The 15,363-nt window shown below is 58.3% G+C and carries 11 protein-coding genes; 5 read left to right on the forward strand and 6 right to left on the reverse strand.

All coding sequences use genetic code 11. The features are described from left to right. Window position 1: 1 nt before the first annotated feature. From DFO52_RS07185 to DFO52_RS07200, 4 genes are all read right to left on the reverse strand, one after another. Window positions 2–2,635, reverse strand: a complete 2,634-nt coding sequence (locus DFO52_RS07185) for a filamentous hemagglutinin N-terminal domain-containing protein (RefSeq protein WP_133549903.1) — start codon at window positions 2,633–2,635, stop codon at window positions 2–4. Between the two features lie 403 nt (window positions 2,636–3,038). Further along, window positions 3,039–3,692 (reverse strand): oxygen-insensitive NAD(P)H nitroreductase, encoded by a 654-nt coding sequence (gene nfsB / locus DFO52_RS07190; protein WP_024906901.1) that lies wholly within the window; start codon window positions 3,690–3,692, stop codon window positions 3,039–3,041. A 120-nt stretch (window positions 3,693–3,812) separates the two neighbouring features. Beyond that, window positions 3,813–4,181: an MmcQ/YjbR family DNA-binding protein gene (locus DFO52_RS07195; protein ID WP_032662927.1), complete on the reverse strand. Its 369-nt coding sequence runs from the start codon at window positions 4,179–4,181 to the stop codon at window positions 3,813–3,815. Beyond that, entirely contained in the window at window positions 4,171–4,761 is a 591-nt protein-coding gene (locus DFO52_RS07200) for a TetR/AcrR family transcriptional regulator (RefSeq protein WP_039264021.1), read from the reverse strand. The genes DFO52_RS07195 and DFO52_RS07200 overlap by 11 nt, the downstream gene beginning before the upstream one ends. A 190-nt stretch (window positions 4,762–4,951) precedes the next feature. On the opposite strand from DFO52_RS07200, the gene DFO52_RS07205 reads away from it, so the two are divergent. Further along, the gene (locus tag DFO52_RS07205) at window positions 4,952–6,055 is read left to right on the forward strand and encodes an MBL fold metallo-hydrolase (RefSeq protein ID WP_133549905.1); all 1,104 of its coding nucleotides are present in this window, start codon (window positions 4,952–4,954) and stop codon (window positions 6,053–6,055) included. A gap of 32 nt (window positions 6,056–6,087) precedes the next feature. Continuing rightward, entirely contained in the window at window positions 6,088–6,429 is a 342-nt protein-coding gene (locus DFO52_RS07210; protein WP_133550396.1) for a RamA family antibiotic efflux transcriptional regulator, read from the forward strand. A gap of 82 nt (window positions 6,430–6,511) precedes the next feature. Here the strand turns inward: DFO52_RS07210 and DFO52_RS07215 are convergent, their stop codons facing one another. Next, a complete protein-coding gene (locus DFO52_RS07215; protein ID WP_121931011.1) occupies window positions 6,512–6,760 on the reverse strand; it encodes a DUF1158 domain-containing protein in 249 nt (82 codons plus the stop codon). Between the two features lie 478 nt (window positions 6,761–7,238). Between DFO52_RS07215 and DFO52_RS07220 the strand changes: the two genes are divergently transcribed. The 3 genes from DFO52_RS07220 to DFO52_RS07230 all read left to right on the forward strand — a co-directional run bounded on the left by DFO52_RS07220 (window position 7,239) and on the right by DFO52_RS07230 (window position 14,282). Further along, window positions 7,239–9,947: a cation-transporting P-type ATPase gene (locus tag DFO52_RS07220; RefSeq protein ID WP_059346291.1), complete on the forward strand. Its 2,709-nt coding sequence runs from the start codon at window positions 7,239–7,241 to the stop codon at window positions 9,945–9,947. A 105-nt stretch (window positions 9,948–10,052) separates the two neighbouring features. Continuing rightward, on the forward strand, window positions 10,053–11,117 hold the full coding sequence (locus DFO52_RS07225; RefSeq protein ID WP_133549907.1) for an efflux RND transporter periplasmic adaptor subunit: 1,065 nt from the start codon (window positions 10,053–10,055) through the stop codon (window positions 11,115–11,117). A gap of 9 nt (window positions 11,118–11,126) precedes the next feature. After that, complete coding sequence (locus DFO52_RS07230; protein WP_133549909.1) at window positions 11,127–14,282, forward strand: efflux RND transporter permease subunit; 3,156 nt, start codon at window positions 11,127–11,129, stop codon at window positions 14,280–14,282. On the opposite strand, the gene DFO52_RS07235 is transcribed toward DFO52_RS07230, so the two are convergent. Beyond that, on the reverse strand, window positions 14,212–15,333 hold the full coding sequence (locus DFO52_RS07235) for a YbdK family carboxylate-amine ligase (RefSeq protein ID WP_029741715.1): 1,122 nt from the start codon (window positions 15,331–15,333) through the stop codon (window positions 14,212–14,214). The two genes, DFO52_RS07230 and DFO52_RS07235, sit on opposite strands and share 71 nt — an antisense overlap. Window positions 15,334–15,363 lie beyond the last annotated feature (30 nt).

The following is a 15,363-nucleotide window of genomic DNA, read 5'->3' on the forward strand; positions in this document are numbered from 1 at the left end:
ATTACGCTGCGGTAGCGATGACATAGCCGCCAGGGTAATAAATAATGTCCTGAACAACATAGCCGTAATAGATATCACCCGGGTGGTAAACGACGCCGTTTTCCCAAACGCCATTACCTTCAGGTGTGCCGTTTGGCTTAACTGTGGTATTTCCACTATTATCCGCCGTGGAATCCGAATCTGTGTTGGTATTGCTGTCGTCAGGGGTCGTTGCACCGTTATCCGGGGTCGTTGCACCGTTATCCGTGGTCGCAGCACCGGTCTCGTTAATAATACCCATATTATTAACGTAGCCTGTGGTGTACACGCTATCGCCGGTAATTTTACCGCTGGCTTCGTTGTTAATACCGCTAGCCGTGTTCAGCGTAATATCGCCTGCACTGGTGATGTTACCGCTGTTGGTCAGGTAATTGCTGACCAGGGTAATACCGTTATCAGCGGACAGCGTGCCGCCGTTGATGAGAGTTACGCGGTCCATCTGTGCGTTCAGTCTATTACCCGCAGTCATCGTTCCGTAGTTATACGCGGTACTCTGAGACCAGCCGTAGCTGCCCATTACGGTGAGATTAATGTCATGTGCCGCACGGATATCACCGCTGTTGTCCAGGTTGTTCATCACGAACAGCGTGGCATCAGAACCGGCGTTGATCTTGCTACCTGCATCCGTCATCAGATAAGAGGTGGTGACGTTGATGTTATGGTCGGCGCTAATCGTGCCGTGTCCCCGGTTCTCCAGGCTAGTGGTGTTCAGGTTGATATCGTTCTTGCTGACGATCGAGCCGCTGTTGGACAGGTCGGCCAGCTGAAGATCCAGCTGATTAGCGGTAATGTCGCCGCTGTTGTCGAACTGACTGCTGTTCATCTGCAGCGCCAGGCGACCGCCAGCCGCGATGGAACCGCTGTTATGCGCCGGGCCGCCATAGTTATTCCAGCCATTAGAACCGATGTTTAACATCATATCCTGACCCGCCTTAAGGGTTCCGGCGTTCTGGAACGTACCGGTCACGGTCATGTCGATGTTGCCGCCTGCCTCCATCTTACTGGCAAGGTCAGAATAGTAGGACGTGCCGTACATAAAGAGGTCTTTACCGGCTGCAATGGTGCCGGACATATTATCCAGCGCGCCATTGATTGAAACAGAGCCGTCGCTGTGGATTGAACCATTGCGGTTAGAGAGCATGTTGTTGCCGCTCACCTGAAGCTGGCTGTCAGATCCCAGAGACTGAATCACACCGTTATCGTTATTCAACATGGAGGCGTTGATCATGTTCCAGCCGTTCCCGGCGGAAATAAGACCGTTGTCGTTCGTCAGCGTGTCGACATTGACGGCCATCGCTCCGTTGGTTTCTACGCGGCCAGCGGAGTTGTTCAGGCTGGCAGCGTCAACGTTGAGGGCACCCTTAGCATCAATGCGGCCATGGGTATTATTCACGCCCTGCGCGTTGTAATTCCAGGAGGCGCGGCCGATCGTCAAATCGCCATTGCTGAGAATTTCACCGTCGCTGTTGTCCAGTGAGTCAGCGGTAATAAAGGTATTCTGGCTGCCCTGGATGGAACCGTGGCTGTTAACGGTATTTTTGCCGGAAAGATTAACCATCGCAGCTTTAATGACGCCGTTAGTGTTGTCCAGCGTGTTGTCTGCGGCAACGGAGACCATACCCTCAGAGGTAATCTGACCGTTATGGTTCAGGACATCACTACCCATCACGGTAGCTGCATTTTTACCGCTGATATGTCCCCCGTTGTTTTCGACCACACCATCAACATTGATTGACAACGTGTCGGATGCCGTCAGGTCAGCACGATCGATATGCACGCCAACGCCGGCGTCAGTACCTTCCATATAGATTTTATTCGCGTACATGGAGCCCAGCGCAGACACATCCAGCGCTACGTCCGGGGCATTGCTGCTGTCATACTTCTTCTGCACATGACCATATTTATCGATGTGGTTGTTACCCGTTACGATATTCAGTTCGTTAGCCTGAACTTTCGCATTGACCTTCACTGAGCGGGCAATAATGTCGGTGTACTGCGTAGAGCGGGTATCCATCCCTTTACCGGTGATGGTCACCTGGCCTTTACTCACATCCAGACCGGTAACATTACCCTTGTTATCGTATGTGGCTGTACCGGTGGTCAGCGTAGCGTGGTTGGTATTGATAAAGCCGCAACCGTCACAGGTGATGCCTGATGGGTTGGCGATAATCACCTGTGCGGACTGGCCTGCCACTTCGACCATGCCGTTCAGCTGGCTCGGATCGGATGAACGTACTTCGTTCAGGATCACCTTAGCGCTGCCGCCAGCCATATTAGCGTTGCCATCGATCTGGCCTGCTAATTGGGTGTTGGTTGCTGTGCCGCTGTTATTCAGGATCACGCCGTTGCTGTCGACGTTAAATTCGGAATAAACGTTATGGGAAACTCCACCTGCGCTCGCCTTGTTGATATCAACGATGGTTGCGCCACTTGCATCCGTATGAATGGCCGGTTTATCGGTATTACCTGCCACGATGGCGGCCTGAGCAGGCATGATCATGCCCAGCGCAAGCATGGTCGCAAAACAGGTCGGCGCCAGTTTAGCGTGTAATACTTTTGTATTAGACCGAGTGCTCACTGCACTTTTATTTTTCATATATCTATCCTTGTAATTCCTTGAAAAAGTGTTCCCATTTCTTTTTATGCGAAATGGAGGCATATAAAAACATGCATAATCTCGATTGCAAAAATAGACATGTAACAATTCATACAAAGTTAGCGTTAATAAATGATGTACCAGCGTGGAATAATTAATTTGGGCGCGGGGAAAATAAGGGGATATATTTTTGAGGGTTATTGATTTGGATGGTGCGAGGCTATAACTGGTTGATATCACATAGAAGAACGTAATTATTAATTATAAAATCGTATGCGAAATTTCCGATATAAGTATTTCTGTGCTGTTACAAATAATTTGCCTGCTAACGAATGCATCTATACACAACGGGAGTATACGGTAGTGAAAACAGGCACGCCGGAACCCAGCGTGCCACAAAGGATCAGCACTCAGTTACAATCGTGCTCAGCGGCAGGCGAGACTTCGGCAGCGTGGCGTTGAAATCTTCCACGCTGTGGTGCCCAACCGGTACCACCACCAGGCTGGTAAAGCCTTTCTCTTTCAGGCCAAATTCTTCGTCGAGAATGGCGGCGTCGAAACCTTCAATCGGTACCGCGTCCAGGCCCATCGCGCCCACGCCCAGCAGGAAGTTACCGACGTTCAGGTAAACCTGCTTCGCCATCCACTGGTCGTCATCTTTCAGATCCACGCGGTGCATGTCGGCGAAATAGGTGCGACCCTTATGGTTTGCGGCTTTGGCTTCCGGCGTGTTGAAACGGCCATCGGCCTCTTCCTGATCCACGACGCGCTCCAGCCAGGCGTCATCCATCGCGGTTTTCGCGCAGAACACCACCACGTGGGAAGCATCCAGCATTTTGCGTTCGTTGAACACATAGGTGCCCGCGGCGGATTTCGCCACGCGCGCTTTTCCTTCCTCGGTGCTGGCTACAATGAAGTGCCACGGCTGGGAGTTGGTGCTGGACGGGCTGTACTGCAGCAGGGTTTTGATTTTTTCCGCTTCTTCCGCGGTCAGTTTTTTGCTTGCGTCGAACGCCTTGGTAGAGTGGCGTTTCAGGGCGACAGAAATGATATCCATAACAACTCCTGGTGATGAAATTCGCCCGCTCGCGGGCGCGAAAGGAATGCAGATTACAGCGGGACGCGGAAAAAGATAAGTGCAATTCGAGCGCTTAATCTGTTCGTCTCAGACGAACAATCAGACCGGCCGGATCCACTTCTGGTCTTTTTTCGGCAGCTTATCCACCACCAGATTCCACGAATCATTTATGAGGTCGGTAACCAGTTCCGGCGTCACGTCGTCAGTGCCGTAAAGGGAAATCCAGTGCTTTTTACTCAGATGGTAACCCGGCTCTATCCCGCGATAGATCTGCTGATTTAACAGTGATTTCTCCGGGTCTGACTTCAGGCTGACGTGCGGTCGCCCGTGCGCGACCGCGACGATCATGAAAATCTTTCCGCCCACTTTAAACACATCAAACTCCGGCCCAAACGGCCAGCAGTGTTCGGTGAAGGGCAACTCAAGGGCCACGCGCATAGCGTGCTCCTGCAAGGATTTACTGTCCATCGCTCTCTTCCTGGGCCAGCCCGCGCCACATCACTTCAAAACCGAGCGCTTTAAAATCAACGGCGCGGGAAGGGTCGCGAGTGGCAAATTCCATCGTGGATTCGGCCAACGATAAGAAAAGCGCATCGCCAAACGTTTTAAATTCATCTGACATAAACACCTGACGCACCGAGCGGCGGCACAGTTCATGGAGTTCCGGAAACATCTCTTTCACCGCCTGTTCCGTTTCGGCGCTCAGCTTTTCACTGACGCCGATCTGGCGGATAGCCGCATGAGAAACGGGGTTACGAATACCCCAGTCCACGTAGCTGTTCCAGATATTGCGGGTATGTTCTTTGGGCAGCGTGATGGTGCGATCGAGGTTTGCCAGCATGGCCTGGCAGAGATCCTGCTTCAGGTGCAGATAGAGGGCATTCAGCAGATCGTCTTTAGTGGGAAAGTAGCGAAACAGGGTCCCTTCGGCGACGCCCGCGTTACGGGCGATTAACGACGTTGAGGCGGCAATACCTGACTGTGCAAATGCCACCGTTGCGGCTTCCAGTAAGGCCTGTTTTTTATCTTCACTCTTCGGACGTGCCACTAAATTTTTCCCCCTGTCAATTATAAAAAACCTGATTGAAACACGTGCTTTGACACGCTGCAACGCGGAATGTCAAAGATCGAAAACGTCTTGACGACTTTATCATCATATCTATAATGAGTGCTTACTCACTCATAATCAAGTTTACCCCGCGCAAACTATCGGATGGGGCGCGTTTTCGGGTCTGGATATGAAAAAACCTCTCTTCATCTGCGTGGTGTTAATCATGATTATTGCTTCAGCTGCGAGTTTACCGTTTGTACTGAATGCCGGATTTGGTCAGCCACCGCAGGGTGAGCAGCTCACCGAAGTGGAGGCCTCCCCCCAGTATCGCGAGGGGAAATTCCACAATACGCTGCCGACGCCGGGTTATAACGGCGACAAAAACATGCTGGTCGCGACGTGGGATTTTCTGACCAAAAAAACCGAAAACGCGCGCCCGGCCCAGCCGCTGCCGCTGGTGAAAACCGATCTTGCGAGCCTGCCGCTGGAGCAGGACACCCTGGTGTGGCTCGGTCACTCCTCGTGGTACCTGCAGCTCGCGGGCAAACGCATCCTGATTGACCCGGTGCTCAGCAACTATGCCGCGCCGTTCTCGTTTCTGAATAAAGCCTTTGCCGGGGAGTACCCGTGGCGCGCTGAAAGCATGCCGGAAATCGACCTGCTGATAATCTCGCACGATCACTACGATCATCTGGATTACGCCACCATCAGGGCGCTACTGCCGAAGGTGAAGCGCGTGGTGACGCCGCTGGGCGTGGGATCCCATCTGCGCTACTGGGGTATGAAGCCTGAGATTATTGACGAGCGCGACTGGAACCAGTCGGTACGCATCAGCGATGAACTGACGGTGCATGTTCTGCCGGCGCGCCACTTCTCCGGGCGCGGCATCAAGCGCGATCGGACCCTGTGGGGCAGCTTTATGTTCGTCACGCCAGAGCAGAAGGTTTATTACAGCGGGGACTCCGGCTACGGCCCGCACTTTCAGGCCATCGGCGAGCAGTTTGATGGCGTGGATGTCGCCATCATGGAAAACGGCCAGTACGACCAGGACTGGAAGTACATCCACATGCTGCCGGAGGAAACGGCGCAGGCCTCTGTGGATCTGAACGCGAAAGCCGTAGTGCCCGGGCATAACGGACGCTTCGTGCTGGCGAAACATACGTGGAACGATCCGCTGATCCAGCTGGCTAAAGCCAGCAAGGATAAAAACTATCGGCTACTGACACCGGCGCTGGGCGAGCCCGTCCGGGTGAATGACGCCACGCAAACCTTTCGCGCGTGGTGGGAATAATGTTTAAGCGAGAAGCAGAGGGGGACAGCAGCATGACCATTTCCGCTCAAGTCATCGACACTATCGTCGAATGGATCGACGACAATCTGCACCAGCCATTACGTATAGAAGAGATTGCCCGCCACGCGGGCTACTCGAAGTGGCACCTGCAGCGGTTGTTTATGCAGTACAAAGGGGAGAGCCTGGGGCGTTACATCCGTGAGCGCAAGCTGCTGCTGGCGGCGCGCGATCTGCGTGAATCCGACGCTCGGGTCTACGACATCTGCCTGCGTTACGGGTTTGACTCGCAGCAGACGTTTACCCGTATCTTCACCCGGACGTTCAACCAGCCACCTGGTGCGTACCGCAAGGAGAACCACACTCAGGCGCACTGAGCTGTTTTCCGCCCTGGCGGGTCTGAAAAATTGCCATCACAGGCCGGGTAAGGCGAAGTCGCCACCCGGCTTTTTTATTGGCTTACGAGGCCATTGAAAACCAGCGGCGCCAGACGAAACGCAGGACGAAGAATTCGATGGCACCCAGCAGTAAAAACCACACGCAGAAGAGAATGGTGTAAAGCTGGTTCAGATCGACCATGTGAAAGGTCTGAACCAGCTTCTGAGCCAGCACCAGACCCAGCGACGGCGCGGGTAACAGCAGGCAGGAGAGCAGGGCCAGCAATAAAATGCCGCCTGCCGTAAGCAGCGATTCTAACGGGTGTTTCATCGTAATGTTAATCGTCAGTTAAAAATGTCATTGTCCGGCATCCTGTAACGTAAAGCAATATCAGCGATTCAGACGTTATTGAATAAAACGAGGATATTATTTAGCGGATAAATAACAAAATACGACCCGGCATTTATATTAATATCGCGTTATGTAAATAAACGTCTTTATCAGGAAAATAATTTTACAAATGTATAGGTGCTATAACCAATTAACGTGGCAATAACAATGGCTGCGACAATGTATAACGCCAGGCGTCGTCCGCGATAAATACCAAACATGGTTCCCCCTCGTTTAATGTTGGTTTAGAAATATTTTGTAAAAATCAGGTCATCGAAATAGTTTTAATCAGTTTTGAATAACCGAGAAGTCATTATATTGCGTTAGATCAATTTTACCCGCAAGACTTAAAAATGAATTTATTTAAGCCAGAAAGGAATTCAGGCTTCTGTTCACCGGATATTGAAGGAAAAATACGATGACCGAAAAAAAATTGTCCCCAAACGTGCCGCCTTCCGGCGGGCTGGCATACCAGCAGACCGTAGAGCAGGTGCTTACCCACACGCAGAGCCAGGCCAGCGGTCTGGATCGTGCAGAGGCGCAGGCGCGTCTGCAAAAATCAGGTCCGAACGCGCTGCCGGAGAAAAAAGGCAAACCCGCCTGGCTGCGTTTTCTGGCCCATTTTAATGATGTGCTGATTTATGTCCTGCTGGCCGCCGCCGTATTAACGGCAATAATGGGCCACTGGGTTGATACGCTGGTTATTCTGGGCGTGGCGGTAATCAATGCCTTAATTGGCCATATTCAGGAAAGCAACGCGGAAAAATCCCTGAAGAGTATTCGCAATATGCTCTCCAGCGAGGCGCGCGTTATTCGTAACGGCACTCACGAAACGATACCCACAACTGAAATAGTCCCGGGCGATATTATTGTATTACGCGCGGGAGATCGTATTCCGGCGGATATGCGTTTAATCGAAGCGCATAATTTACGCGTGGAAGAGGCGATTCTGACCGGTGAATCCACCGTGGTGGATAAACACATTAATCCGCTGAACGGCGAACTGCCGCTGGGCGATCGCACCAATATGGTCTTTTCCGGGACGACCGTAAGCGCGGGCGGCGGCGTAGGCGTGGTCACCGCGACCGGTAAGGATACGGAGCTTGGCCACATCAACCAGATGATGGCGGGCATCGAAAAGCACCGCACGCCGCTGCTGGTGCAGATGGACAAGCTGGGTAAAGCGATCTTCGCCATTATCCTGGCGATGATGGCCGCGCTGTTCGTCTTCAGCCTGGTGTTCCGCGAGATCCCGATGGGCGAGCTGCTGCTCTCCCTGATTAGCCTGGCGGTGGCCTCCGTGCCGGAAGGCCTGCCGGCGATTATCTCCATCATCCTCTCGCTGGGCGTACAGGCGATGGCGCGCAAGCGGGCAATTATCCGCAAGCTGCCGACGGTTGAAACCCTGGGCGCGATGACCGTGGTCTGCTCGGATAAAACCGGCACCCTGACCATGAACGAGATGACGGTCAAAGCCATTATCACCGCTGACGCCTGCTACCGCGTGGACGGCAACAGCTACGAGCCGGTCGGTAACATCTACCTGGAAGGCAGCGATGAGCCGGTCCACATCCAGCCGGGCACCGTGCTGGAGCAGTACCTGCGCACCATCGACCTGTGTAACGACAGCCAGCTGATTCAGGACGAGCGAGGCCTGTGGGGAATCACCGGTGGCCCAACCGAGGGCGCGCTGAAGGTGCTGGCGGCGAAGGCCAGCCTTGAGCCGGTCATGACCACGCTGGTTAACAAGATCCCGTTCGACTCGCAGTACAAGTACATGAGCACCCACTACCAGATTGGCGGTGAGGAGCAGATCCTGATCACCGGCGCGCCGGACGTGATTTTCGCCCTGTGCGCCGAGCAGCAGACCCGCAACGGTGCGGAAGTCTTCAACCGCGCGTACTGGGAAAGCGAGATGGAGCGCTATGCGCGTCAGGGGCTGCGCATGGTGGCCGCGGCATTTAAGCCAGCGAACGGCGAGCAGGCGCTGACCCACGACGACCTGAGCAACGGCCTGATCTTCCTCGGTATCGCCGGGATGATGGATCCACCGCGTCCGGAAGCCATTGATGCGATTAACGCCTGCCAGCAGGCGGGGATCCGCGTGAAGATGATCACCGGGGATCACCCGCAGACGGCGATGAGCATTGGCCAGATGCTGGGGATCACCAACAGCGAGCAGGCGGTCACCGGCTACGAGCTGGAGAAAATGGACGACGCCGCGCTGGCGGAAGCGGCGGTGAAGTATGACATCTTCGCCCGCACCAGCCCGGAGCATAAGCTGCGCCTGGTGAAAGCGCTGCAGGACAAAGGCGAAATCGTCGGCATGACCGGTGACGGCGTGAACGATGCCCCGGCGCTGCGTCAGGCTGACGTCGGCATCGCGATGGGCATCAAGGGCACGGAAGTGACCAAAGAGGCGGCGGACATGGTCCTGACGGACGATAACTTCGCCACCATCGCCAGCGCGGTGAAAGAGGGGCGTCGCGTTTACGACAACCTGAAGAAGACGATTCTGTTCATCATGCCGACCAACCTCGCGCAGGGGCTGCTGATTGTGATTGCGCTGCTGGCGGGAAACATCATTCCGCTGACGCCGGTGCTGATCCTGTGGATGAACATGGCCACCTCCGCCACGCTCTCCTTCGGCCTGGCCTTTGAGGCCGCCGAGCGCAACATCATGCGCCGTCCGCCGCGTCAGACCGGGCAGCACGTGATGGACGCCTACGCCGTATGGCGCGTGGCCTTCGTTGGCACCATGATTGCCATCGCCGCCTTTGCGCTGGAAGCCTGGCTGGCCCCGCGCGGCCACAGCGCGGAGTTCATCCGCACCGTGCTGCTGCAGATGCTGGTCTGCGCCCAGTGGGTGTACATGATTAACTGCCGCAACACCGAAGGGTTCTCCCTGAACCGCGGCCTGCTGGCGAACAAAGGGATCTGGCTGGTGACGGGCGTGCTGTTCCTGCTCCAGGCGGCGATTATCTACCTGCCGTTGATGCAGATGCTGTTCGGCACCGAAGCCCTGCCGCTGCGCTACTGGTTTGTGACCCTGGCTGTGGCGGGCGTGATGTTCTTCGTCGTCGAAATCGAGAAGCGACTGACCCGCAGGTTCCGTAAGGCTGCATAACCTTTTGCCCTCACCCTAACCCTCTCCCACAGGGAGAGGGGACTCTGACCTCCCTCTCCCTGTGGGAGAGGGCCGGGGTGAGGGGAACACATCTGAGGTACTCCCATGAAACTCCCACTCCTGTTCGCACTTCTCGCCTGCACCCTGCAACCCGTATTCGCTGCCGCCATCCCCGTTCGCGTCGCCACCGTGGAGCAGACCGCCCACGCCGCCGAGCGCCAGATCCCGGGCCGCATCGAGGCTATCCACACCGTTGAGCTGCGCGCCCGTACGGAAGGCGCGATCGCCAAAATCCACTTCCGCGACGGGCAGTACGTGAAAAAAGGCGACCTGCTGTTCGAGCTGGACGACGCCGAGTCGCGCGCCGCCCTGCGTCTGGCGCAGGCTGAGGTGAGAAGCGCCGAAGCCACGCTGCGCCAGGCGCAGCAGCAGCTTTCCCGCTTTGAAAGCCTGGGCAGCAGCGACGCCATCAGCCGTCACGACGTGGACAACGCCCGCATGCAGCGCGACGTCGCCAGCGCGGCGCTGGAGCAGGCCAAAGCCCGGCTCGAAACCCGTAATGTCACCCTGAACTACACCCGCATCACCTCGCCGATTGACGGCCGCGTAGGGCACAGCCGGTTCCACGTCGGCAGCCTGGTCAACCCTGCCAGCGGCGTGCTGGTGGAGGTGGTGCAGCTCGACCCCATCCGCATCGCCTTTGCGCTGGAAGAGGGCGCATTTGCCACCAAAGCCGGACAGCATGCGGATATCAGCGCCATGAAGCAGGCCTGGCAGGCGTTCATTGACAGCAACGGCCAGCGCGTCAGCGGCGAGCTGACGTCCGTGGACAACCGCATCGATCCGCGCACCGCCAGCGTGATGCTGCGCGCCGAGTTTGCTAACCCGCGCCATCAGCTGCTGCCCGGCGGCAGCGTGAACGTGACGCTACGCCCGGCCAGCGAGCAGCCGGTTCTGACCCTGCCCGCCGCGGCGGTACAGCAGAACGGCGACGGGTTCTTTGCCTGGGTGGTTAACGCCGACGGCAAAGCCGAAATGCGGCCGCTGAAGGTCGCCGGACAGATCGGCCAGCAGTTCCGGATTACCTCCGGCGTGAAGCCCGGTGAGCGAGCGATTACTGACGGCGCGCAGCGCGTGCAGCCCGGCGCGGCCGTCCAGATACTGAATTAAGGAGCCATCATGCTGACGTTTTTCATCAAACGCCCGCGTTTCGCGATGGTGATTGCGCTTGTCATCACCCTGGTGGGGGCCATCGCGCTGAGGATTATCCCGGTGGAGCAGTACCCGCAGATCGCGCCGCCGGTGGTGAATGTGTCTGCCAGCTGGCCGGGCGCCAGCTCGACTGACGTGGCGGAGGCCATCGCCACGCCGCTGGAGACCCAGCTGAACGGCGTGGATCACATGCTCTATATGGAGTCCACCAGCTCGGACGAAGGCACCTACAGCCTGAACATTACCTTTGCGGCGGGCACCGATCCGGACCTCGCCGCCATCGACGTGCAAAACCGCGTGGCGCAGGCCGTGGCGCAGCTCCCGACCGAGGCGCAGCAAAACGGCGTGCAGGTGCGCAAGCGCGCCACCAACCTGATGATGGGGGTAAGTCTTTACTCACCGAACAACACCCATACGCCGCTGTTCGTCAGCAACTACGCCAGCACCCAGGTGCGCGAGGCGCTCTCTCGCCTGCCGGGCGTCGGGCAGGTGCAGATGTTTGGCGCGCGCGACTACAGCATGCGCATCTGGCTGCGTCCGGACCGCATGAACGCCCTGAACGTCACCACCGACGACGTGGCGCAGGCGCTGCGCGAGCAGAACGTGCAGGGGGCGGCAGGCCAGGTCGGCACGCCGCCGGTGTTTAACGGCCAGCAGCAGACCCTGACCATCAACGGCCTGGGGCGCTTAAGCCAGGCCGAAGACTTTGCCGACATCATCATCCGCGCGGGCGAGATGGGCCAGCTGGTGCGCCTGAAGGACGTCGCCACCATCGAGCTCGGCTCGCGCAGCTACAGCTCCGGCGCGCGGCTGAACGGGCACGACTCCGCCTACCTCGGCATCTACCCGACGCCGTCCGCCAACGCCCTGCGCGTGGCCGACGCGGTGCGTGCGGAGCTGGAGCGCCTCTCGACGCGCTTCCCGGACGACCTGGTCTACGAGGTGAAATTCGACACCACTTCCTTTGTTGCCGCCACCATTAAGGAGATCGGCGTCTCGCTGGCGCTCACCCTGCTGGCGGTGGTGGTCGTGGTGTCCCTGTTCCTGCAAAGCTGGCGCGCGACGCTGATTGTCGCGCTCGCCATTCCGGTGTCGCTGGTGGGCACCTTCGCGGTGCTCTACACGCTCGGCTACTCCGCCAACACCCTTAGCCTGTTCGCCATTATTCTGGCGCTGACCATGGTGGTGGATGACGCCATCGTGGTGGTTGAGAGCGTCGAAACGCTGATGGCGGAAGGGCAGAGCCGCACGGCGGCGACCGCGCTGGCGCTGCGCCAGATCGCCGGGCCGGTCATCGCGACGACGCTGGTGCTGCTGGCGGTGTTTGTGCCGGTAGCGCTCCTGCCGGGGATTGTCGGCGAGCTGTACCGCCAGTTTGCGGTGACGCTCTCGACGGCCGTGACGCTCTCAAGCCTGGTGGCGCTGACCCTGACGCCCGCCCTGTGCGCGATGCTGCTGCGTCCGCGCCCGGAGAAACCTGCGGCAGTCTATCGCGCCTTTAACCGTGGGATGGACGCTACGCGCGGTTTCTACACCCGCATCGTGCATGTCTTAAACCTTCGCCCGTGGCTGGCGCTGCTGGCCACCGCAGGCGCGGCGGCCGTGGTGGCGTTCAGCTTTACGTCGATGCCTAAAAGCTTCCTGCCGCAGGAGGATCAGGGCTACTTCTTTGCCAGCGTTCAGCTGCCGGAGGCGGCCTCGCTGGAGCGCACCGAAGTGGTGATGAACACGGCGCGCGAACTCATCGCTAAAAATCCTGCGGTGGAAGACGTGATTCAGGTCTCCGGATTTAACATTCTCAACGGCACCAGCGCCTCCAACGGCGGGTTTATCTCTATCATGCTCAAAGACTGGAGCGAGCGTCCGCCGCTGGATGAAGTGATGGGTACCCTGCAGCGCCAGCTGCTGGCCCTGCCGGAAGCGACCATCATGACCTTCGCGCCGCCGACGCTGCCGGGGCTGGGCAACGCCTCCGGCTTCGACCTGCGCATACAGGCGCAGGCGGGGCAGAGCCCGGCGGAGCTGGAGCGCGTGACGCGCGAGGTGCTGGCGAAAGCCAACCAGCACCCGCAGCTGAGCCGCGTGTTCACCACCTGGAGCAGCAACGTGCCGCAGCTGACGCTGACCGTTGACCGCGAGCGCGCCGCGCGCCTCGACGTGCCGGTGTCGCGCATCTTCAGCAGCCTGCAAACCGCCTTTGGCGGCACGCGCGCCGGGGATTTCAGCGTCAACAACCGCGTCTACCACGTGGTGATGCAGAACGAGATGCAGTGGCGCGAGCGCGCCGAGCAGATTAGCGAGCTGTTCGTGCGCAGCAACAGCGGCGAGCGGGTGCGCCTGAGCAACCTGGTCACCATTACGCCGAGCGTCGGCGCGCCGTTCCTGCAGCAGTACAACCAGTTCCCGTCCGTGTCGGTGAGCGGCTCGGCGGCGGCTGGGGTGAGCAGCAGCACCGCGATGGCGGCGATGGGCGAGATTCTGGCGGAAAACCTGCCAGCCGGGTACGACTATGCCTGGAGCGGCATGTCGTATCAGGAGCAGCAGACCGGCAATCAGGCGATATGGATCGTGCTGGCGGCGGTGGTGATGGCGTGGCTGTTCCTCGTAGCCCAGTACGAGAGCTGGACGCTCCCGGCGAGCGTGATGTTCTCGGTGCTGTTCGCCATCGGCGGGGCGCTGGTCTGGCTGTGGATGGCGGGCTACGCCAACGACGTGTACGTGCAGATTGGTCTGGTGCTATTGATAGCCCTTGCCGCCAAGAACGCGATCCTGATCGTGGAGTTCGCCCGCGCGCGGCGCATGGACGGAATGGCAATTGTCGATGCCGCGCGGGAAGGGGCCTCGCGCCGCTTCCGCGCGGTGATGATGACCGCCGTGTCGTTCATTATCGGCGTCCTGCCGATGATGCTGGCGACCGGGGCGGGTGCCCAGAGCCGCCGCATCATCGGCACCACGGTGTTCAGCGGCATGCTGGTGGCGACCGTGGTAGGGATCCTGTTTATCCCGGCGCTGTTCGTGCTGTTCCAGCGCCTGCGCGAGTGGGGCCATCGGCTTACGGACTCGTCGCCCACAGCTCGCAGTGCTTCTGAACCAGAGAAATCAGCGAGCCGCCGTCGGCGATAAACTCCCGCATGCGCTGCGCCTCGCTCTTGCCCTGCTTTAACAGCAGGGCAATTTCATTGATTGCGCTCGTCGCGCCGAGCTTCTCGGCCGACGGCGCAACCTGCTCCAGCAGCCAGGCGATATCTTCCGCCACGGTTTTGTGCTCGCCGGTGTGCACGTCCGTCAGGATCCCCTCCAGCCCGTAGCGACAGGCCTGAAAACGGTTAAAGCGGTACAGCAGAAAATCTTTTTCCTGATGCTTATAGGGCCGCGCGGTCAGCAGCCAGTGCGACGTCGCCTGAATAAGCCCGGCGATGTTAATGGCGTGGCCGAGCGTCAGCGGCGTATCCATCACCCGCACCTCGACGGTGCCGAAGTGCGGGCTGGGGCGGATGTCCCAGTGCAGATCCTTAATGCTGTCGATCATGCTGGTGGAACTCAGGCGGCGGAACAGCCCCTCGAACTCCTGCCAGCTGTTGACCCACGGCATCTGGCCGTTATCCGGAAACCCCGAGAAGATGTTGAGCCGCGACGAGGAGAACTTCGTGTCCGTGCCCTGCATATACGGCGAGGCGGCCGCCAGGGCGATAAAGTGCGGCACGAAGCGCGACAGGCCGTGCAGCAGGTAAATCGCGTCGTCCCCGGTCCGGCAGCCGACGTGCACGTGCTGGCCGAATACCGTCGCCTGCAAAATCAGGTAGCCAAAGCGCTCCAGCGTGACGTTATAGCGCTCGTCGTCGCACACCTCCTGCCGCTGCCACTTCTGGAACGGGTGCGTCCCGCCGCCGCAGATCTGGATATGCTGCTCCGCCGCCGCGCGCAGGATGCTCTGCTGCATCACCGAGAACTGCGCCGCCGCCTGGTCGATGTTCTGGCACACGCCGGTGGCGATTTCGAGCATGCTTTCGGTGATGTCGTGTTTGACCTCGCCGCCTTTGATGTCGTCTTTGACGGCGGCGATGAGCGCGGAGGAGTCCTGGCTCAGATCGTAGCCCGGCGGGTTAACCACCTGCAGTTCGAGTTCGATGCCGAGGGTGAAAGGTTCAGAGGACTTAAAATCAGGTAAAGGCATGGCGCACTCCGTTGTCTGTTGTGTGTTGAG

It is taken from the genome of Enterobacter sp. AG326, from assembly GCF_004362415.1.
In the GTDB taxonomy this organism is placed as follows: domain Bacteria; phylum Pseudomonadota; class Gammaproteobacteria; order Enterobacterales; family Enterobacteriaceae; genus Enterobacter; species Enterobacter asburiae.

What these genes read in the sequence shown, in the direction of transcription:
- DFO52_RS07185 (WP_133549903.1), bottom strand. Translation starts at nt 2,635, where the DNA reads ATGAAAAATAAAAGTGCAGTGAGCACTCGGTCTAATACAAAAGTATTA.
- DFO52_RS07220 (WP_059346291.1), top strand. Translation starts at nt 7,239, where the DNA reads ATGACCGAAAAAAAATTGTCCCCAAACGTGCCGCCTTCCGGCGGGCTG.
- DFO52_RS07230 (WP_133549909.1), top strand. Translation starts at nt 11,127, where the DNA reads ATGCTGACGTTTTTCATCAAACGCCCGCGTTTCGCGATGGTGATTGCG.
- nfsB (WP_024906901.1), bottom strand. Translation starts at nt 3,692, where the DNA reads ATGGATATCATTTCTGTCGCCCTGAAACGCCACTCTACCAAGGCGTTC.
- DFO52_RS07210 (WP_133550396.1), top strand. Translation starts at nt 6,088, where the DNA reads ATGACCATTTCCGCTCAAGTCATCGACACTATCGTCGAATGGATCGAC.
- DFO52_RS07225 (WP_133549907.1), top strand. Translation starts at nt 10,053, where the DNA reads ATGAAACTCCCACTCCTGTTCGCACTTCTCGCCTGCACCCTGCAACCC.
- DFO52_RS07215 (WP_121931011.1), bottom strand. Translation starts at nt 6,760, where the DNA reads ATGAAACACCCGTTAGAATCGCTGCTTACGGCAGGCGGCATTTTATTG.
- DFO52_RS07205 (WP_133549905.1), top strand. Translation starts at nt 4,952, where the DNA reads ATGAAAAAACCTCTCTTCATCTGCGTGGTGTTAATCATGATTATTGCT.
- DFO52_RS07195 (WP_032662927.1), bottom strand. Translation starts at nt 4,181, where the DNA reads ATGGACAGTAAATCCTTGCAGGAGCACGCTATGCGCGTGGCCCTTGAG.
- DFO52_RS07235 (WP_029741715.1), bottom strand. Translation starts at nt 15,333, where the DNA reads ATGCCTTTACCTGATTTTAAGTCCTCTGAACCTTTCACCCTCGGCATC.